Origin of the sequence: Ideonella alba (genome assembly GCF_018069875.1) — a bacterium.
GTDB classification, from domain to species: Bacteria; Pseudomonadota; Gammaproteobacteria; order Burkholderiales; family Burkholderiaceae_C; genus Ideonella; species Ideonella alba.
In genome coordinates this window covers 47,572-66,312 of the sequence record NZ_JAGQDF010000009.1, presented here as the reverse complement: position 1 = coordinate 66,312, position 18,741 = coordinate 47,572, and the positions used below count along the sequence as shown (strand labels likewise).

General features: G+C 71.6%; 19 protein-coding genes. 4 read left to right on the top strand and 15 right to left on the bottom strand.

Annotated features, from left to right (window positions below; all coding sequences use genetic code 11):
• Positions 1-49: 49 nt before the first annotated feature.
• On the top strand, positions 50-658 hold the full coding sequence (locus KAK07_RS15800; protein ID WP_210861800.1) for a response regulator transcription factor: 609 nt from the start codon (positions 50-52) through the stop codon (positions 656-658).
• A gap of 70 nt (positions 659-728) precedes the next feature.
• Here KAK07_RS15800 and KAK07_RS15795 read toward each other — a convergent pair whose 3' ends face one another.
• The 10 genes from KAK07_RS15795 to KAK07_RS15750 form a co-directional block, all read right to left on the bottom strand.
• Entirely contained in the window at positions 729-1,403 is a 675-nt protein-coding gene (locus KAK07_RS15795; protein ID WP_210861798.1) for a hypothetical protein, read from the bottom strand.
• Positions 1,404-1,454: 51 nt separating this feature from the next.
• Entirely contained in the window at positions 1,455-1,907 is a 453-nt protein-coding gene (locus KAK07_RS15790) for a GFA family protein (protein WP_210861796.1), read from the bottom strand.
• A gap of 67 nt (positions 1,908-1,974) precedes the next feature.
• Positions 1,975-2,412 (bottom strand): hypothetical protein, encoded by a 438-nt coding sequence (locus KAK07_RS15785; RefSeq protein WP_210861794.1) that lies wholly within the window; start codon positions 2,410-2,412, stop codon positions 1,975-1,977.
• 318 nt (positions 2,413-2,730) lie between these two features.
• Positions 2,731-4,647 (bottom strand): aminodeoxychorismate synthase component I, encoded by a 1,917-nt coding sequence (gene pabB, locus KAK07_RS15780; protein ID WP_210861792.1) that lies wholly within the window; start codon positions 4,645-4,647, stop codon positions 2,731-2,733.
• Entirely contained in the window at positions 4,634-5,167 is a 534-nt protein-coding gene (gene fae, locus KAK07_RS15775) for a formaldehyde-activating enzyme (protein WP_210803350.1), read from the bottom strand. The genes pabB and fae overlap by 14 nt, the downstream gene beginning before the upstream one ends.
• Before the next feature lie 45 nt (positions 5,168-5,212).
• The gene (locus tag KAK07_RS15770) at positions 5,213-6,031 is read right to left on the bottom strand and encodes a formylmethanofuran dehydrogenase subunit C (protein ID WP_210861790.1); all 819 of its coding nucleotides are present in this window, start codon (positions 6,029-6,031) and stop codon (positions 5,213-5,215) included.
• Entirely contained in the window at positions 6,028-6,939 is a 912-nt protein-coding gene (gene fhcD, locus KAK07_RS15765; RefSeq protein WP_210853657.1) for a formylmethanofuran--tetrahydromethanopterin N-formyltransferase, read from the bottom strand. Before fhcD ends, KAK07_RS15770 begins: the two co-directional genes overlap by 4 nt.
• Entirely contained in the window at positions 6,936-8,615 is a 1,680-nt protein-coding gene (locus tag KAK07_RS15760) for a formylmethanofuran dehydrogenase subunit A (protein ID WP_210861787.1), read from the bottom strand. The genes fhcD and KAK07_RS15760 overlap by 4 nt, the downstream gene beginning before the upstream one ends.
• Entirely contained in the window at positions 8,612-9,790 is a 1,179-nt protein-coding gene (locus KAK07_RS15755; protein WP_210853654.1) for a molybdopterin-binding domain-containing protein, read from the bottom strand. The genes KAK07_RS15760 and KAK07_RS15755 overlap by 4 nt, the downstream gene beginning before the upstream one ends.
• A 208-nt stretch (positions 9,791-9,998) precedes the next feature.
• On the bottom strand, positions 9,999-10,742 hold the full coding sequence (locus tag KAK07_RS15750) for a HisA/HisF-related TIM barrel protein (protein WP_210861785.1): 744 nt from the start codon (positions 10,740-10,742) through the stop codon (positions 9,999-10,001).
• 21 nt (positions 10,743-10,763) lie between these two features.
• On the opposite strand from KAK07_RS15750, the gene KAK07_RS15745 reads away from it, so the two are divergent.
• Genes KAK07_RS15745 through KAK07_RS15735 form a run of 3 tightly spaced genes read left to right on the top strand, consistent with a single transcriptional unit; the run spans position 10,764 to position 13,367 of the window.
• Entirely contained in the window at positions 10,764-11,720 is a 957-nt protein-coding gene (locus KAK07_RS15745; RefSeq protein WP_210861783.1) for an ATP-grasp domain-containing protein, read from the top strand.
• A complete protein-coding gene (locus KAK07_RS15740) occupies positions 11,713-12,774 on the top strand; it encodes a hydantoinase/oxoprolinase family protein (protein WP_210861781.1) in 1,062 nt (353 codons plus the stop codon). The genes KAK07_RS15745 and KAK07_RS15740 overlap by 8 nt, the downstream gene beginning before the upstream one ends.
• Positions 12,775-12,785: 11 nt before the next feature.
• Positions 12,786-13,367 carry an amino acid kinase family protein gene (locus tag KAK07_RS15735; RefSeq protein WP_210853646.1) on the top strand — a complete coding sequence of 194 codons (582 nt, stop codon included), beginning with the start codon at positions 12,786-12,788 and terminating at the stop codon, positions 13,365-13,367.
• Here KAK07_RS15735 and KAK07_RS15730 read toward each other — a convergent pair.
• Genes KAK07_RS15730 through KAK07_RS15710 form a run of 5 tightly spaced genes read right to left on the bottom strand, consistent with a single transcriptional unit; the run spans position 13,358 to position 18,628 of the window.
• Entirely contained in the window at positions 13,358-14,059 is a 702-nt protein-coding gene (locus KAK07_RS15730; RefSeq protein ID WP_210861779.1) for a (5-formylfuran-3-yl)methyl phosphate synthase, read from the bottom strand. The two genes, KAK07_RS15735 and KAK07_RS15730, sit on opposite strands and share 10 nt — an antisense overlap.
• The gene (locus KAK07_RS15725; protein ID WP_210861778.1) at positions 14,056-14,631 is read right to left on the bottom strand and encodes a DUF447 domain-containing protein; all 576 of its coding nucleotides are present in this window, start codon (positions 14,629-14,631) and stop codon (positions 14,056-14,058) included. Before KAK07_RS15725 ends, KAK07_RS15730 begins: the two co-directional genes overlap by 4 nt.
• Positions 14,624-16,027, bottom strand: a complete 1,404-nt coding sequence (locus KAK07_RS15720) for a DUF6513 domain-containing protein (RefSeq protein WP_210853640.1) — start codon at positions 16,025-16,027, stop codon at positions 14,624-14,626. The genes KAK07_RS15725 and KAK07_RS15720 overlap by 8 nt, the downstream gene beginning before the upstream one ends.
• Complete coding sequence (locus KAK07_RS15715; protein ID WP_210861776.1) at positions 16,006-16,686, bottom strand: flavoprotein; 681 nt, start codon at positions 16,684-16,686, stop codon at positions 16,006-16,008. The genes KAK07_RS15720 and KAK07_RS15715 overlap by 22 nt, the downstream gene beginning before the upstream one ends.
• On the bottom strand, positions 16,619-18,628 hold the full coding sequence (locus KAK07_RS15710; RefSeq protein ID WP_210861774.1) for a sigma-54-dependent Fis family transcriptional regulator: 2,010 nt from the start codon (positions 18,626-18,628) through the stop codon (positions 16,619-16,621). The genes KAK07_RS15715 and KAK07_RS15710 overlap by 68 nt, the downstream gene beginning before the upstream one ends.
• Positions 18,629-18,741 lie beyond the last annotated feature (113 nt).

The window sequence follows — 18,741 nt, the reverse complement described above, 5'->3', positions numbered from 1 at the left end:
TACCTTCGTCCGGTGGCGCCGCTCGGGCGCGCTGCTACGATCCCGCGCGATGAACGCCGCCGACGTGGCCCTGGTCGTTGAAGACCACCCGCTCTACCGCCAGGCGCTGCTGGACACGCTGCAGGCCACCCTGCCCGGCTGGCACTGTCTGGCCGCCAGCACCCTGGCCGAAGCGCGCCTGGCGCTGGCCCAGTCGCCGCGCCTGGTGCTGGCCGACCAGCGCCTGCCCGATGGCGAAGGCCTGGCCTGGCTGGCCACGCTGGCCGGCCAGGTGCCGCTGCGGCTGCTGCTCTCAGGGGCCGACGAGCCGCGCCTGATCCTGCACGCCCGGCAATGCGGCCTGGACGCCTACCTGCCCAAGCGCTGGACCCCGCCACAGATCAGCGACGCCCTGCACCGCGTGCTGCAGGGCCAGCGCTGCTTTCCCAGCGCCAGCGGCGGTGACGATGCGCCTCTGACCGCCCGCCAACTGGAAGTGCTGCGCCTGGTCGGCCGCGGCCTGCCCAGCCGCGAAATCGCCCAGCGCCTGGGCGTGACCGAGCGGACCGTGAAGGACCACCTGAGCCTGATCTTCATCCGCCTGGGCGTGCGCAACCGGGCCGAGGCGGTGGCGCAGGCCAGCGTGGCGGGGTGGTTGGTGTTTGACAGTGCGGAGTGAGAGGCTGGTGCGGCACCTGTGGGGCTGAGCGGAAGCCCGTTGTGATCAGGGCGACCGCTGCTGGCGAAGATCAGTCGTCCCCCCCCGCCAGAATCCTGCCCAAAGTGCCTTCGTCCCTCAGCTTCTTGACCAGCGTATGTCCGCCATCCCTGAAACCATGGAGGGCGATGTTCCGAAAGTCGGACAGTTCCTGCGCATGCACCACGTCAAGCCGGTCCGAGTCGGAGTAGAACACTCTTGCTTGAATGTCCGGGCAGGCCTGAAGCATCCAGTCCTTCAGATCGTAGACGTCCGAAGCCGCAGGATGGGCATGGATGGCTCCAATCACCTCGCCCCAGCGGCGATCCCCATGCAGGCGCCTCTTCGATGGGCTGATGAAGGATTGCGGAGAAAACGCAATCACCCGGCCCCGTCCGATCATGGAGCAGAACAACAGGGCGGCAAAGCCACCCATGGAGTTTCCGATGAAGGTGATGTCGGAGCAGCCCGATTGATTGATCTTCTGCGCCAGGTACGTCGCAATCGAGCGTGCATCGTCACCCACCCCTGGCAGACCACGCTGGTACCAGGCCTGACGAAGGTCTCGCAGGAAGATCTTGCTGCAATCCAGGAGGTTCGCGGCCTTGTAGAACTCAAAGGGCGGAACCCCGAGTCCACCTGAGATTCCGCCGAACAGCAGGACCAGCTTGTCTGAACCCGCGATGAGTTGCTCGTCGACCGATTCTTGCCGATCAGGAATGGTCACCAAGGCTCCCAGGAAGGCTGACCACTGAAGCGAACCGGTGGCGCAGACGCGTCACGCAGCACAGGTGCCGTCCGCCGCTGCGGGAGGCCATGCCGCGCTCGACAAGCCCTCGCTGTGTGCCGGGATGCTCTGCAGTTGCTGGAGCCACGGCATCGACGATGCCGCCCAGATCTGGGTGACGGGCACCAGCTGAGCCCGCTCATTGACGCAGCCCAGCCGCAGGTTCAGCATCCTGGGAGGTCCGTCCGCCTCGGTGGCATACAACTGGGTGCCGCAGTCGGGACAGAACGCCTGAACTCGGCGATTGCCGCTGTCTGCGAGCTTGACATAGTGCTTCGCCTGGCCCGACATCACGACGTCCTCTGCGCGCGTGGGAAGCACCGCCCGGAAGGGTGCCCCAGACAACTGCTGGCAATCGGTGCAGTGGCAGACCATCACCTTGGCCGGGTCAACGTGGGCAGTGAATGAAATGGCGCCGCAATGGCATCGACCTGTGATCTGCATGGGTGTGTCGAGAGACAAGGAAGTTGCTACCGGCTGGCGTGGATCAGGTCGAGCGCGGCAACAGGCCTCAGTTGGCGCACCGGATTCCCACGACCGTGTTCACCGTACCCGCCGGCCATTCCGTTTCGCGCCAGCGATAGACGCCCGGGGCAACCATGGACAACTCCCACTCGACAGGTTGACCGTTGCGCTTCGTTCGACTTTCGCCGTCATAGCGAATCGTGAGGGATCGCTCTGTGGAGGACATGATCGTTGCTTCGATCCGATCCATCTCGCCAAGGTCAGTTTTCCACTTCCGGTCGAACTGAATGACCAGTCGGCGGCCCTCGGGCGAGATCGTGTGGCGCACCCTCAGGTTCTGCGGGTCACAGGCTTGATCTGTGTTGTAGCTCTCTGCCCACCACCCCGACAACTGCGCTTGGGCAAAGCCCGCTGCAGGCTGCGCCGTTGAAAAGCTGGGGAAGAGGAGCGCAGCGCTGAAGAGGAGGAACGGAGCCGTGGACATGGGGGAGGTTGAGGTCAAGAGAAGGAATCTGGTGGCCAACTTGGACGGGAGCGACCGCTTTGCTGCGACGCCATGCGGACTGCCTCCGTCGAGTCGTCAGATCCATGGTCTGGCGGGCAGCACCAGGGTTCGCTGTCACACCCGTTGACCATGCACGCCTGCAACATTGGCTCACCGTCAGCAGAGGCCTCTTCCTCAGTCAACTGTGCCTGGGATCCTCTCCAGTGACAAGCGCTGGCAGCTGGGCCGTGCGCCCTGGCGCGAGATCGACCGCCCAGCGCGCCGATGGCCCCGGCCAATGGCAGCCCACGCCCCAGGCTAGGGCTGCCAACGCGCCTGGAGCGATCCGCGCAATGCGTTCCCGAGGACGACCGACCTGGCGGTGGTCAGATCGTGGGCCAGGATCGGGGCCTCTCGCGCCGGCAGCCCATCCAAGCCCGCAGCCAGCACCTGCTCGCGCCACACGCCAGGCAGGGCGCCCTGCGCCAGCGGCGGTGTCACCCATTCGCCATCGATCAACGCGAAGACCGTGGACCGGCCACCTTCGATGACCCGGCCGTCCGGCGTGCAGAAGACCAGGTCAAACAGGCCGCGCGATTCGGCCTCGGTCACCGCCGCGTCGTAGTGGGCGCGGTGGGTGGTCTTGTGGGCACTCAGCGGGCTGGGCGTCAGTGGCTGCGTGGCCCATCCGATCGCCACACGCCCCTGCCCGTCCGTCGCCAGCGGCGTCAGCGGTGCGTGCCGCGTGTGCAGATGGCCATCGAAGCGCAATGCCAGGCGCAGGCGCCAGCCCAGGGGGGCGGCTTGCCCCGCGGCAGCGATCTCGGCCAGTGCGGCGTCCAGCGCCTGCTCCATGGCGACGGGGTCGTGGACAAAGCCCAGCGCCTGCGCGCTGCGCTGCAGGCGGGCCAGATGGCGGGCCCGCTCAGCGATGGCCAGCGGCTGCGCGCCGGCTGGCACCAGCATGGTCTCGAAGAGTTCGAAGCCCGGGTCCAGCGCGGTCAGGAAGCGGGCCTTCAATCGGCATTCCTCGAACTCGTCCGCGGCCACGCTGTCCTGCACGATGCCGGCGCCCACGCCCAGGCGCAGCGCGCGGGCGCCCTGCGCGTCGGGTGCCTGCAATGTGAGGGTGCGGATGGCGACTGACAGGCAGAAGTCGCCGATCGACGAGTAGGCGGCGCCGGGCTGTGGCGCGTCCACCCAGCCGATGGCACCGCAGTACAGGCCGCGCGGCGTGCTCTCGAAGCGGCGGATCAGGTCCATCGTGTGCAGCTTGGGGGCGCCGGTGATGGATCCGCAGGGGAAGGTGGCACGCAGCAGGGCCGGCATGTCGATGCCGGGACGCAGCCGCGCCTGCACGGTGCTGGTCATCTGGAACACGGTGGCGTAGGGCTCCACCGCGAACAGCGAGGGCACCTGCACGCTGCCCACCTGGGCGATCCGGCCCAGGTCATTGCGCAGCAGGTCGACGATCATCAGGTTCTCGGCCCGGTTCTTCACGTCCTGCTGCAGCAGGCGGGCGGCTTCGCTGTCACTCTCGGGCACCTGCAGCCGGCTGGCCGTGCCCTTCATCGGGCGGGCGGTCACCAGGCCCTGCGCCAGGCGCAGGAACAGCTCGGGCGAGCGCGACAGGATGTGGGTGGGCGCGTCCGGGCGGTCGTCCGGCGGCAGCACGATGTACGCGCCGAAGCTGACCGACTGGCGCGCGCGCAAGCGGCGGTACAGCGCGGCCGGGTGGCCGTGCGCGCGGCCACTCAGGCGGTAGGTGTAGTTGACCTGGTAGGTCTCGCCGTCGCGGATCGCGGCCTGAACGGCGTCGATTGCGTCGGTGAAGGCGGCCTGGTCCACGCTGGGCTGCAGGTCCATCGCGCCTGCGGGCGTGGGCGGCTGGGCGCCGCCGTCCTGGGCCTGCAGCCAGGCCTGCACGCCGGCCTCGTCCAGGGGGGTCAGCTGGGTGAACAGCAGCACGCGCAGCGCGGCGTGCTCGGGCACCGGGCCGCCCGCGCGCTGGAGCTTGGCGCCCCATTCGTAGTCGGCCAGCAGCACGGCGTGCAGGCCGCGGGCCTGGTCGGCGGCCACGGCGGCCCAGCAGGCGTCCAGCGTGGCCGGGTCGGTGCAGCGGCGCTCGTGCGAGAAGCCGCTGTACAGGCGGCTGCCGTGGCGGCTGGTATCGCCGGGCGTGCCGTCGTCCAGCAGCGCGACGACGGCGGAGGTGTCTGGATCAGCTCCAGTCATCCATGTCGTGCTTGATCGTGTGGCGGTTGGCGATCAGCTCGTCGATCGAGGGCTCGTTGTTCAGCGCACGCTTGATGGCCAGCTTGGTCGCCTCGTAGTTGGTGCGGTACATGTCCTTCTTGTCCAGCTCGGCGTGGGTGGCGCAGCGCGGGTCGATCCACACCAGGCTGATGATGCACAGGTCGTTGGCCACGTCCTTGGGGATGATGCCCTCGATCACGCAGTCGATCACCGCGTCGGCGGTGGCGCTTTGCACCACGCCGCCGAAGAGGTCGATGTTGGCCATGTCCTTGAGCGTGACCTTGGGCACGGTGATCGTGGCCGGGCGCACCAGCTGGTTGCAGGCGCGGATCGCGAACATCGCGGTGTGGCCCTTGGTCTGGGCCATCATGTTGGCAAAGGCCTGGCCGACCGGGCCGTCGACGCGGCCGATCAGGATCTCGGGCATGGCGTCGGTGAACTGGCCGTCGGCGGCCAGCACGGTGGCTTCGCCCGCATGGAAGGTGTAGGGCTGGGTCATCGGACAACTCCGAAAGAGTGAAACAACAGGAATGGCGGAAGGGTATCAGGCGAAGAGCAGCACTTCGCCGCGCCCGTCGACCGCCAGGTCGCCGCGCAGGAAGCGCGCCGGCCGCCCGGCCAGGGCCGCGGCCACACCGCCGTGGCGAGCCAGGTCGCGCGTCAGCAGCGCCAGGAAGACGCCATGGTCGGCGTGGTCGGGCACGAAGCCATCGCCCAGGTCGGCCGGGGCCGGGCCGGCCAGCAGCAGCGTGCCGCGGCGCATGCCCCAGGCCGGGTGGGCGCCGCAGCGGCCGCCCAGCAGCACGGTGCCGGCCACCAGGCGCGAACCCAGGAAATCGCCCGCGTCGCCGCGCACGACGACGGTACCGCGGCGCATGCGGTCGGCGCAGCGCGCGCCCACCGAGCCGTCCACCACGATCAGGCCGCCGCGCATGCCGTCCATGCTGCCGGGCAGCGTGCTGGCCAGGTAGTCCCCGGCGTTGCCGCCGATGCGCAACTCGCCGCCGCGCATCTCGATGCCGGCGCCGTCGCCCGCATCGCCGCTGACGCGCACCGTGCCGCCGCTCATCGCAGTGCCCAGGTGGTGGCCGGCGTCGCCGATCACCTCCAGCGTGCCCTCGCTCCACTGCCAGCCGATGCGGTCGGCGCGCGACAGATCGCCCGACAGGCGCAGGTCGGCGTCGCCCTCGCTCAGCGGGGCGATGTCGAACAGCGTGCCCATCGGCAGCAGATCGCGGCCGCAGGCCAGCGGCAGCGCGGCCAGGGTGTCGGCGTCAGGCGCCAGGCGCAGGTGCGAACCGATGCTGCGCAGGTCCAGCCTCGCCTCGGGCGCGTGTCGCAGGTGCAGGTGCCAGCGGTTCATGCTTCGGGAAGCAGCTTGTGCAGGTGAAAGTGGAACGGGCCCAGCTTGCCGCCGTAGTTGCCCGCGGCAATGCGCAGCAGGCCGCCCGGTTCGCCCAGCGCGGTGGCGGCGCCCATGCCCACGCGCATGGCCTGGCCCACCGCGGCCTCGCTCAGGCCGTCGATGACGATCTCCATCACGCTGCCCACGCGCTCGTCCAGGTCGGTCTTGCGGGCCAGGCCGGTCAGCGCGGGGCAGAAGGCGTCGTTGGTGGAGGCGCCCAGCGCCGGGTACTTGCTGCCCACCTTGGAACCCGAGCGCACCACGCCGCCGGGGAAGGGCATGATGACGTCGGGTACCGCGCGCATCGCGTCCACGGCGGCCTCGGCCGCCGCCAGGGCACTGGCGGTGTCGCGCGCCAGCAGCAACAGGTTGCCGCCGCCCACGCCCTTGACCACCGCGGTCGTCTCCTCGGCGACGAATTCGCCGTCCATCACCGGCACGCGCCAGTAGCGCTTGCCGCCGATCAGCTTGCCGATCTGCCAGCCGTCGCCGAAGAAGCGCAGGTTCTTGCCCAGAGCCACCGCCTCACCATCGTCGATGCCGGCGTAGACCGCGGTGGTGGGACAGGTCAGCACGCATTGGCCCACGCGGCGCTCGAGCTGCTTGACCAGCTCCTTGCCGCTCATGGCGAACAGCAGCACGGCCACACCGGGCCGGCCGTCGGGGGTCTCATCGGGGCCCAGCTCGCGCTCGATGCCGGCCTCGCAGCCGCAGGCGATCACGCTGGTGGCAAAGCCGCTGGCGGCCACCGCGGCGTGGCGCGCCCAGGTGGCGTTGTGCGCGGTGATGACGATGCGGGTGGCCTTCATCGGGAAGGCTTCGGCAAAACCGTCGTCGATGACGGTGCCGTTGATCACGACCGTCATGCGCCCTCCTCCGCCGCCAGGCATTCCACCGGCAGGATGCGGCCGCCACGGCAGCAGCTGCACAGCTCGTCGTGGCTGATCGGCTGCGGCGGCGTGCCGCCGTGGGCCTGCGCCTCGGCGCGGATGCGCTTGTCGATGCTGGTGTCGTACACGGGCTCGACGATGTGCGTGGCGCCCACCGGCTGCGCCACGATCTGGCCGGCGCGGGCCACCAGCAGGCCGTCCTTGAAGACCAGCGGCGGGTCGGTGAACTGCTGCTCGGCGTCGCCGTCCTGGCGGTACACGGCGATGTCGGCCGCCGCGCCGGGGCGCAGGTGGCCGCGATCGGCCAGGCCCAGCAGGCGCGCGGGGCCGGCGCGGGTCATGATGGCGATCTCCTCCAGCGTCAGCTCGCGCGTCATGTCCTTCAGCGCGCAGTTCGCCGCCACCTCGGGATGCAGTCTGGCCAGTTGCTCCAGCCGGAACGAGCGGTCCATCAGCAGGCGGATCAGGTGCGGGTAGCTGGTGAAGGGGCCGCCGTTGGGGTGGTCGGTGGTCAGCACCACACGCCACGGGTCCTTGACCTGCAGGAACAGCTCCAGGCCGATCACCCACTGCAGCGCATTGACGAAGCTCTGCTCGCGGTAGCGGAACGGCACCACGCCGCAGCCGGCGTCGCACTCGATGTCGGCGCCGATCCACTTGCGCGGGTTGGCCAGGCCGGCGTTGGCGTGCTGGCGCATGGTGTCGCCGCTGGCGGTGACCGTATGGCCGAAGATGATCTGGCCCACATCGATCGAGATGTGGGGGTTGGCGTTGACCGCCTCGGCCAGTTGCAGTGCGGCCGACGAGAACTTCTTCGGGCCCTCGGTGCCATAGGCGTGGAACTGCACGTGGGTGAGGTGCGCGGGCAGGCCTTCCAGCGCCGCGATGGTCTCCAGCGTGGATGCGATGTTGCCCGCCACGCCCAGGTTGCTGCCGTGGATGTGCAGCGGGTGCGGCACCTGCAGCTCGCGCAGCGCGCGCGCCAGCGTGTGCACGATCTGGCGCGGCGTCACACCCCAGTGGACATGGGCCTCGTCCACGTCCAGCTTGCGCTGATTGAACTTGAAGGCCGAAATGCCGCCCGGGTTGACCACCTTCACGCCCAGCGCCTTGCTGGCGTGGATGGTCCAGCCCACGTAGTCGCGGATCTGCTCAAACGGCACGCCGGCATGCATCCAGCGCAGCAGCAGCTCGTCGCTGCCCAGCATCACGTAGGCGCCGTGGTCCAGGATGGGGGTGTCGCCCATCTCGAGGTGGGCGTGGCGCGCGTTGGCGGGCAGCATCGCCGGCTCGAAGGCCGCGGTGTAGCCCATCTGCGCATAGCGCAGCCCGGTGGCCAGCGTGCCCGGCGTGACCAGGCTGCAGGGGTCGGATTCGTGCGGCGTGCAGCGCAGCGGGTTGGCGCCGTCGCGCTGCAACTCGGGCAGCAGCATCCGCGCAAGGTTGACCTTGCCGCCGCCAATGTGGCTGTGCAGGTCCACGCCGCCGGCCATCACGGTGCGGCCCGCGCAATCGATCACCTCGTCGGCCGGCTCGCCGGGCGCCGGGGTGACGATGCGGCCATCACGGAAGAAGAGGTCACGCACGGTGGGGCCACCGCTCTGGGTGGGGTCGACGACCAGGCCGCCGCGCAGGCAGGTCAGGCGGCTCATGACATCAGCCTCTCCAGCAAGGCGGTCAGCACCGTCGCCACCGCAGGGGCCGCGCTGCGACGCGACGCGAACAGGGGCAGCACCACCACGCCGTCGGTGCGGTGCAGGTGGCCGCCATGGTCCAGTCCCGGCGTGCCCACCGGGAAGAAAAGGGTGTCTGGCTGCAAAGACAAATGGACCTGGTCGGCGGCGCCCAGCACGATGCGTCGCAACCCGGGGCGCGAAGGCGGCATGGCCTCGCCATAGGCCGACACCCACAGCAGCAGGTCGGCGCTGCCCTCGTGGACCTGGCGCAGGCCGTCCAGGGTCAGCGGGTCATGCTCGCGGCCCAGCGGCCCGCGGCGGCTTTGCAGCGGCAGGCCGGTGCGCCAGGCCAGCACCTGCTGCACCGTGCCCAGGCCCTGACCGGCGCCGATGGACAAGGACGCGGCGCGGCCTTGGCGGTTGAGCAGCGTGACCAGGGTGTTGATGCGCTCGATCAGCAGCCCGGCCTGAGGGCCCAGCGGCCCCGGTTCGAACACCAGCACGGCGTAGCGTGCGGCGGCCAGGCGAGTGGCCAGGGTGCGCCAGGCCTGCGGCACGCCAGCGGGCAGGCGGCGCTGGTCCAGCAGCGCCGCCAGGGTGCTCAGCGCCCGGAACAGGTCGGGCGCCTCGATGCGCTCGATGCCATCTACGGCCCCGGCCTGGGGTGCGCCCAGCGCCACCCAGGCGGGCTCGCCGAAGGGCCCGCCGCTCAGGCGCTCGCGCAGCCGCGGTGCGCGCTGCATCGGCCAGGAGCCCACCAGCACGATCAGGTCGGCGCGTTCGCGGGCCTCGGCCAGCGTGACGCTGAAGCTGCCGCGGTCCTGCTGCGCGCGCAGCGGCTGGGCCATGGCCACGCCACCGTCGACCACCGCGCCGCATGGGTCGGCCAGGGCCTGCAGCGCCCGGGCGCCGGCCACGTCGGTGCCCAGGCCGCCGAACACCGGCTGGCGGCTGGCCCGCAGCCAGGCCACAGCCTGGACCAGGCGCTGGTCCAGCACATCATCAGGCAGGGGCGTCACCACGGGCAGCGCGGCGCTGCGGGCGTCCAGTCGGGGACAGGCGAGCGAAGTGCCGGGCTCGGCCTCGCACATCAGGGGGCAGAAGGGACAGGTCCATGCCGCCGAGGGCATGGCCGTTTCAAGGGAAGGCATGGCCCCGTGCACCGCAATCACCGTGCCACCTGCGCCCCGGGCAGGCGCCGGCCGGCGTGGTCACCGATGGCGCGCTCGGGCGAGGCCCCGGCGTCCGGGGCCGACAGCGCTCGCGCACCGGCGCATGCCCGGGCCCAAGGCCGGCACACACTGTTCCGTTTCGTGATCGGCCCGGGGCGGGCGGGGCGGGTCGGCACCGTGGCACGATTCATGAATGCCGCCCCGCCGTGCCCGTTGCCTGCTCCTTTCCCGACACCCGCCCTGCCGGCCAGCCGCCGGTGTGCAAGGCGCTGGCCACCAGCCAGGCGTCGGCCCCGGCCGCAGCGCCGGCCGCCAGGTCGGCCGGGTGGCGCACGCCGCCGGAGCCCACCCAGCGTGTCACCTGCGGCGCCTGGCGGCGCAGCGCCGGCAAGGTCTGCAGGTCAGGCCCGGCACCGCTGCCCACCCGCTCCAGCGTCATGACGATGGTGGTGGGCAGCCACAGCTGCGGGCAGTCCCACAGGCCGGCGGGGTCCATTGGGCGGGACGCCCGGCGGTCCAGCGACAGCACGGCGCGCGGGTCATCCTGCAGCGCCTCCAGTGCCGCGCGGTCGGCCAGGCTCTCGGTGCCGTACACCGGCACCACGGCGTCGCCCGCCGACCCCAGCGCGTCGCGCAGGCGCCAGGCGTCCTCGCGGCGCTGCCAGCCGGCATCGATCCACCACCGCAACTGCGGCCAGGCCTGCACCAGACGGCGCAGCAGCGCGGCCTGCGGGCGGCCGTCCAGCACGCCGTCCAGGTCGGCCAGGTACAGCGTGCGGGTCCCCGTCAGGTCCACCAGCGCCTGCGCCAGGGCCAGCGGATCGGCGCCCGGGCACAGCGCCGACTCGATCGGCGCGTACCGCCCCCGCTCGCCCCGCCGGGCATGCACCACCTGGCCCGCACGCAGGTCCAGCACCGGGATCAGTTCCATGGTCGTCGCTGAGGGGTCGGCATGACCCGCATTGTGGTGTACGAACTGCTCAGCGCCGGCGCGCTGCCGCTGGGCCCGGCCGAGTCGCGCCTGCTGGACCAGGGCGTGGCCATGCGCGACGCGCTGGCGCGGGCCCTGGCTGATCTGCCCGGCCTGACGCTGAGCGTGGCCGACAGCCCCGCCGCCCCGGCCCATCAGGGCCGCGGGGTGCGGGCGCATGCCGGCGAGGCGGCCGAGGCCTTCGTGCGGCGCCTGGCGGTGACGCACGAGCTGGTCTGGGTGATCGCCCCTGAGTCCGACAACTGGCTGCTGCGCTGCAAGCGCCTGGTGGGCGCGCAGCGCTGGGTGGGCAGCAGCGCCGCAGCGCTGGAGGTGAGCAGCCACAAGCCGCGCACACTGGCCGCGCTGGCCGGCGCCGGGCTGCGCACGCCGGACAACATCGGCGCCGAGGTGCAGCCCGCGCACTGGGTCGTCAAGCCCGAACAGGGCGCAGGGGCCGAGGGCTGCTGGCGGCTGTCCGGCAAGGCCCAGGCACTGCGCATGCTGGCGGCGCGGCGCGCCCGCGGCGAAGCCGTGCTGTGCCAGCCCTGGATCACCGGCGAGCCGCTGAGCCTGTCCATGGCCTGCCGGCCCGACGGCTGCCGGCTGCTGGCCGTGAATCGCCAGCAGTTGCACACGCCCGACGACGGCGAACTGCGCTTCCTGGGTGTCGAGGCGGCCGCGGTGGCGCCGGGCGACCCGCGCTGGCGCCGGCTGGAGGCGGTGGCGCAATCGGTGTGGGCGGCCATTCCCGGCCTGCGCGGCTACGTGGGCGTGGACCTGGTCTGGCATCCGCAGCTGGGCCCGGTGTGCGTCGAGGTCAATGCGCGCCTGACCTGTGCCTTCATCGGCCTGGCCGAGCGGCTGGGCCGGCCGCTGGCGGCCGAGCTGCTGGCGCCGTGGTGGTCGCCCGCCCTGCCGGAGCAGGCCCATGTCTGAGCTGGTGATCGGCTGGGACCTGGGTGGCGCCCACCTCAAGGCCTGCCGCTGGGCCGACGCCCAGGTGCAGGATGTGGCGCAGTGGCCCTGCCCGGTGTGGCAGGGCCTGCCGCAGTTGGAGGCCGCCATGGCGCTGGCCCGGGCGCGCTGGCCCGACCTGCAGCGGGCGCGCCACGCGCTGACGATGACCGCCGAGATGACCGATCTGTTCGACGACCGCGCCGATGGCGTGGCCCGGCTGGCCGCTGCGATGTGCGCCGGCCTGGACGCGCCGGTGCAGGTCTATGCGGGGCCCCGGCTGGCGCCCGGGCCGGCCGTGCTGTGGCTGGACAGCGCGCAGGCCGCGGCGCAGTGGCAGCGCGTGGCCTCGGCCAACTGGCTGGCCACGGCGCAGCACGCGGCGGCCATCATCGGCCACGGCGTGCTGCTGGACATCGGCAGCACCACCACCGACATCATCCGCCTGGCCGATGGCCGCCCGGACACCCGCAGCCGCAGCGACCGCGACCGCCTGGCGAGTGGCGAACTGGTCTACCAGGGCGTGGTTCGCACGCCGCTGTGCGCGCTGGCCGCGCATGTGCAGCTGCAGGGCCAGCGCCTGGGCGTGATGAACGAATGGTTCGCCACCACCGCCGATGTCTACCGCCTGACCGGCGAACTCGACCCCGCACACGACCAGCAGCCCAGCGCCGACAACGGCCCGAAGGACGAGGCCGGCAGCCAGGCGCGGCTGGCCCGCATGGTGGGCTGCGACCGGCGCGACGCCACCGCCGAGGAGTGGCGGCAGCTGGCCCGCCAGTGGCGCGAGGCCCAGTTGAACCGTCTGGCCGAGGCCTGGCAACAGGTCCAGCCACAGCGCCCCGAGCGCGTGGTGGTGGCAGGTGCCGGCGCCTTCCTGGCCGCCGCGCTGATGCGACGGGTGTATGGCGACGCCGCGGTGGGCATCGCGCTGATCGATCACGGGCGCGACGTGGCGCGGGCCGGGCCGCTGGCCGGCTGGGCCACGGTCTGCGCGCCCAGCGTGGCCGTGGCCGCCCTGCTGGCCGGCGCCTGAGGAGAAGCACCATGTGGGTGGTCAAGCTCGGAGGCAGTCTCAACGCAAGCGCCGGCCTGCGCGACTGGCTGGATGGCCTGGCGCTGCTGGGGGGCGGCCGGGTCATCATCGTGCCCGGTGGCGGTGGCCTGGCCGAGGAAGTGCGCCGGCTGCAGGCGCATTGGCAGTTCGACGACCTGCCGGCGCACAACATGGCGGTGCTGGCGATGGCCCAGAACGCCTGGCTGATGTGCGGCCTGCAGCCCGCGCTGCAACTGGTGGAGCGCGAGGCCGACATCGTGCGCACGCTGCGTCAGGCGCGCACCGTGGTGTGGTCGCCACTGGAGCTGGTGCGCCAGGTGCCTGACGCGAACACCAACTGGGCCGTGACCGGCGACAGCATCGCGCTGGACCTGGCGCTGCGCCTGAATGCCGAGCGCCTGCTGCTGGTCAAGAGCTGCGACATCGACGGCGAGGACCTGGACAGCCTGCACCGCCGCGAGGTGATCGACGAGGGCTTCATGGACCGGCTCGGGCCGGTGGCCTTCCCGATCGATGTGCTCAACGTGGGCCAGTGGCCCGAGGCGCGCGGGTTGCTGCTGGGTCAGGCCTGAGCGGCCCCAGCGGACATCCGAAGCAGTGCCGACAGGCGCTCGGCGCTGAGCGTGCCGGCGCGGTCGCCGGCGCACACCGCCGAGCGGAAACCGGCGAAATCCGGCGCCAGTGCCGCCAGCTGCGGCCAGTCCTCGGCGCGCAGTGCGCCGGCCAGGCCAGGACGCGCGCGCACCGCCCGGCTGGCAGCGACAAAGCGCTGCAGATCGGCCGGCGCGCAGCGCTGCAGCAGGCTGCCGCCGCGCTTGTCCACGGTGTCCAGCATCAGCAGCTCGAAGCCGGCGGCCAGCGCCGCGTCCACCAGCGCCCAGGGCACGCCATCGTCGGCCACCAGCACCGGCACGATCGGCAGGCCCTCGGTGCGGCGCAGCGCATCGAGCTGGCGCAGCAGCGCCAGCGCCGCCCCACCCGGCACCACGCCGGCCTTGACGTGGTCCACGCCGGTGGCGGCCACGGCGCGGCAACGGGCTGCCACCTCGTCAGCCGCCTCGGCGGGCCAGTCGCCGATCGTGGCGCTGACCACCGCCTGGGGCGCACAGGTGCGCAGCTGGGCCACGATGCGCGCGATCACCGCCGGGTCCAGCCCGCCCAGCGCACCGCGCGAGGGCTCCTTCAGGTCGATGAAGGGCACGCCGGCGGCAGCGGCCACCTGCGCCTCGACGGCATCGCGCACGCTGACCAGCACCCGGGTCATGCCAGGCTCCCGGCGCGGTGCGCGGCAATCGCCTCACGCAACCAGCCCCAGGCCTCCAGCTCGGCCGGCGCAGCGGTCTTGTCGATCGCGATCTGCAGGTAGGCCATCTCGGTGTCGATCTTGTCGGCCGGCAGCAGGTGCAGGCGGCTGACCAGCACCGCGCCTTCCAGCACCGCCGCCTGCGCGCGGTTCAGGCCCAGGAAAGGCGCGTGGTCCACGCTGTGGACCGCGTGCAGAGTCAGCACGGGGCGCTGCGGGTCGTCGCTGACCGACTCGAGCTGCAGCTCCTGGTGGCGCAGCGCCGCGCTCAGGCGCAGGCCGCCAAGGCGCTGCATCGGCAGCAGCGGCCATTCGCGCCGGCCGGTGACGCAGCCGGCAAAGACGCGCGTGTCGGTCAGCACGTTCAGGCCGGCCACGCCGGTGGCAAGGATGTTGTCCAGCGTGGTGGAGGGCTTGAAGGGCATCAGCAGCACGCGGTCATCGGCGCGGTAGCGCACGCCCATGGGCGCGAGGTGCGGGCGGCCGGTGGCGTCGGTGGTGCTGACGACGCACTCGTAGATCAGTTCAGGCATCGGTGTCGCGCTTCACCCGGGTCGGGCCAGGGGCGCATTGCTCATTGTCGATCGTGGGCTGCCAGGCCACGCCCCAGTCCAGCGGCCGGTCCTGCACATAGCGCTTGCCCAGCTGGAAGGCGATCTCGGCGCGGGCCAGCTCCACGCCCATGTAGAAGGCATGGCCGCCATCGCCTTGCAGACCCAGCTGCGGCCACAGCGCGAAGGCCTCGGTGGACTCGCGCAGGCCGTCGCGGTTGTAGACGTGCAGGCCGCGCTGGCTGACCTGGATGCGGAAGTTCGGGTCGCGCACCTGGGCCGCCGTGGCGGCGATCTCTTCGGGGGTGTCGGGCCAGGGGTGGCGCTCGTGCACCGTGGCCAGCAGCGGGCTCAGGCCCTTGGGCAGCGCCGGCAGCGTGGCGGCGGCGTGCATGATGCGCCGAGCGGCATCCACCTCGCGCACCGCGCGTCGCGCATGCAGGCTGACCTGGGTGGTCAGCACCGCGGCCACGTCCAGCTCGGCGCAGATGCCCAGCAGCAGCGCGTGCATACCGCTGGTGTCGGCCTCGGTGAGCTCGCTCAGGTTGCCGGTGCCCATCATGATGGCCACCTCCGGGTGGCGCTGGCGCAGCGCGTGGTAGCGCACGATGGACGCAGTGAAGCCGTAGGGGATGGGGTCGAGGATGGGGTCGGCCAGGAAGGGCCGGCCGCGCGCGCGCATGCCGGCGATCGCGGCGTCCAGGCTGGCCTCGTCGGCCGGCTCGCGGGGGATCAGGATGGGCGTGGACGCCACTTCGTCGGCCACCCACAGGGTGTCGGCCTTCAGGCTCAGCAGGTAGTCGGCACCGGCGCGGCCGCCGGTGAGCAGCTCGTCGGTGTCCTGGCTGTCGACACTGACCTGCCAGCCCTCGGCCTTCAGCGCCTGCACCGACTCGGCCAGGTGCCCGAAAGGCGTGGCCGGCAGGCCGCCCAGGTCGATCACGTCGGCGCCGTCGGCCACCAGGGCGCGGGCGCGCTCGACGATCTCGGCCACGCTCAGGCGCGGCGCGTCGGTGATCTCGGCAAAGATGCGGGTGCGGTGCTTCGACAGATCCACCGCCTGGGCCGCTCGCTTGAAGTGCTGCGGCAGGTCCTTCAACTCATCGGGGCCGCGCTGCACCGGCACGCCGAAGTGGGCCGACAAGCCCTCGACATCGCCGCGGCAGCGGCCTGGCACCAGGATGCGGTCGGCGCCGGGCAGCGGCGCGGGCACACGGCGGCGGATCATGTCGGCGGTCATCAGCGCCGCCACCTGCACGCCCACGTCACGCGTTTCCCAGGTGAAGGGCGCCTCGCCCGCGGTGCTGTTCAAGGACTGCAGCACCCGCTGCAGCGAGGCCTCGGCCAGGTGGCCGGTCAGGAAGACGATGTGTTCCACGCGAGGTGCAGTTCAGCCAGTCGCCGGGTCAGGGCCTGTTCCAGTTCATCGGGCGAGCAGACCACCTGCGCATGGTCGATGCCGCGCAGGCGCTCGACATTCTCCAGCTCGACGCGCCGCGGCCGCAGCATGACCCAATCATGGGGCGCCTTGGTGACCACCACCGGCTCGGTATCGCAAGCAAACACGATGCCGGGAATGCCCAGCTTGCCGGCCTGGGCGAACATGTTGGTGGGCAGCGTGTCGCTGAAGCCGTAGGCGCACTTGGCCACGGTGTTGCTGGTGGCCGGGGCGACGATCACCGTGTGGTAGACGTCGGTGTAGAGCGCGCCCACCGGCACCGCGCTGGCGGTCTTGTCGCGGAACAGCTTGTGGCGCTGGCGCAGCGCGTCCAGGTGGTAGCCGTAGATGGGCAGTACCTCTTCGGCCGCGGCCGACAGGAACAGGTCGCACTGCGGCAGCCGCGCGGCCAGCGCCATCGACTCTTCCAGGAAATGGCCCGAGCCGGTCACGCACCAGGCAAAGCGCGAGCGCCTGGGCGCGTCCTCCAGGCCGGCCGCCTCGTCGACGGCGTCGATGCGCTCGCGGCCCTCAGCCGGGATGGGAGATCCGGATGTGGAGCTTGTGGAGCTTGCGGTAGAGGGTGTTGCGGCTGACATCAAGCGCCTTGGCGACGTTGCTGACGTTCCAGCGATGATGCTCCAGCAGCTGCAGCAGCACCTGGCGTTCGTTGGCCTGGATCGGGTTGAGGCGGGGCAGCTCGTCGGCCGGCTCTTCGGCGGGCACGACCGGCACCGCGGGTTGCACCACGGTGTCCGCGGGCGGCGCACCGCGCTGGGAGCGCAGGCTGGGCAGGTGCTCGACGCCGATCTGCTGGGCGTCGGCCAGCGCCACCGCCGAGCGCAGCACATGGCGCAGCTGGCGCACATTGCCGGGCCAGGGATGGTTCAGCAGCAGACGCTCGGCCTCGGGGCTGAGGCTGCATTCGGTGCCGCCCTCGGTCTGCAGCAGGTTGCGGATCAGCTCGCGCTTGTCGCTGCGCTCGCGCAGCGGCGGCAGGTCCAGCTCGACGCCGGCCAGGCGGTAGTACAGGTCCTCGCGGAACAGGCCTTCATCGACCAGGGCCAGCAGGTTGCGGTGGCTGGCGCTGATCAGCTGGAAATTGACGTCGTGGACCTCCTCGGTGCCCAGCGGCGTGACCTGGCGCTCCTCCAGCACCCGCAGCAGCCGCGCCTGCAGGTCCAGCGGCATGTCGCCGATCTCGTCCAGGAACAGCGTGCCCCCGTCGGCCTGCAGGATCTTGCCGCGCCGACCGGTGCGCTGCGCGCCGGTGAAGGCGCCGGCGCGGTAGCCGAACAGCTCGGCCTCGATCAGGCTCTCGGGCAGGCTGGCGCAATTGATGGCCACGAAGGCGCCGCCGCTGTGCGGGCTGGCCTCGTGCACGGCGCGGGCGAAGACCTCCTTGCCGGAGCCGGTCTCGCCGCACAGCAGGATGGGCGTCTGGCGGCCGATCACGCGGCGCGCCGTGCCCAGCTGCTGGGCCAGGCGCGGATCAGCAAAGGTGGACACCCCGCCGCTGCCCGGGCGCGGCAGCGCGGCACGGGCCGCGGCGGCCGGTCGTGCACCGGGCGTGGGTGCGGGCATCACCGTCATCGCCCCGCCCGCACGGGCATCCTCGGCCGGGCGGCGGGCCACCGCGAAGAAGCGGTGCGCCGCATTGGCGCGGTAGGTGACGATCGGGTGGAAGGACGAGGACACGCTGCGCTGCACCATGTCGTCCAGGCTGGACTGGAACAGGTCCTCCACGCGGCGCGCGCGGATCTCGGCCACCGAGGTCATGCCCAGCTGGAACAGCGCACTGCGGTTGGCAGCCAGGATGCGGCCGTCCTCGGACACCGCCAGGCGGCCTTCGTGCAGGGTGTAGACGAATTCGGGCCGGCTGTGGAAGTGCACCGGGTGGGCGCTGCGAAAGCGCCGGTCGATCAGCCGGTTCTCGATCATCCGCGCGGTCATGCCCAGCAGCACCAGCAGGTGCTGCTGCATCATCGAGCTGCGGCTGGAGACGTCCAGCACCGCGCACAGTTCGCCCGCCGGGTCATAGACCGGCACGGCCGAGCAGGTCAGACCGGTGAAGGCGGTGAAGAAGTGGTCTTCGCGGCGCACCGACACCGGTGCGCCCGAGGCCAGGCAGGTGCCCATGCCGTTGGTGCCGGCGGTGTTCTCGCTCCAGATGGCGCCCACGCGCAGGCCCATCGGCTCCACCTGCGAGGCGAAATCGGCCGAGGTCACCATGTGCAGGATCACGCCCTCGGTGTCGGTCAGCACCACCGCGGTCTCGCCGTCGGAGAGCTGCTGGTACAGCGAGGTCATCTCGTAGCGCGCGCAGTCGATGACGTCGGCCATGCGCGACAGGCGCTCTTCCAGCGTCTTGGCCGGCAGCACCGGCAGCTCGCGCGGCCGGTCGGGGTGCAGGCGGTATTCGTTGAGGCAGCGGCTCCAGGAGCGCGCGACGATGTCGTTCGGGTCGTCGTGCTGGCCGCTGCGCACCACATCGAACACATGGTCGGCGTGGCCGTCGGAACGAGGCAGGACGAGGCTCATGGGAAAATCTCCCTGTTTCACGAGGACGGGCTCCCGACAGTTTGGGCGCCATTCCGGATTGTGGCGCTACCGCAGTAACGACCACGCCGGTGAAACCCCCGATGTTGATGGAC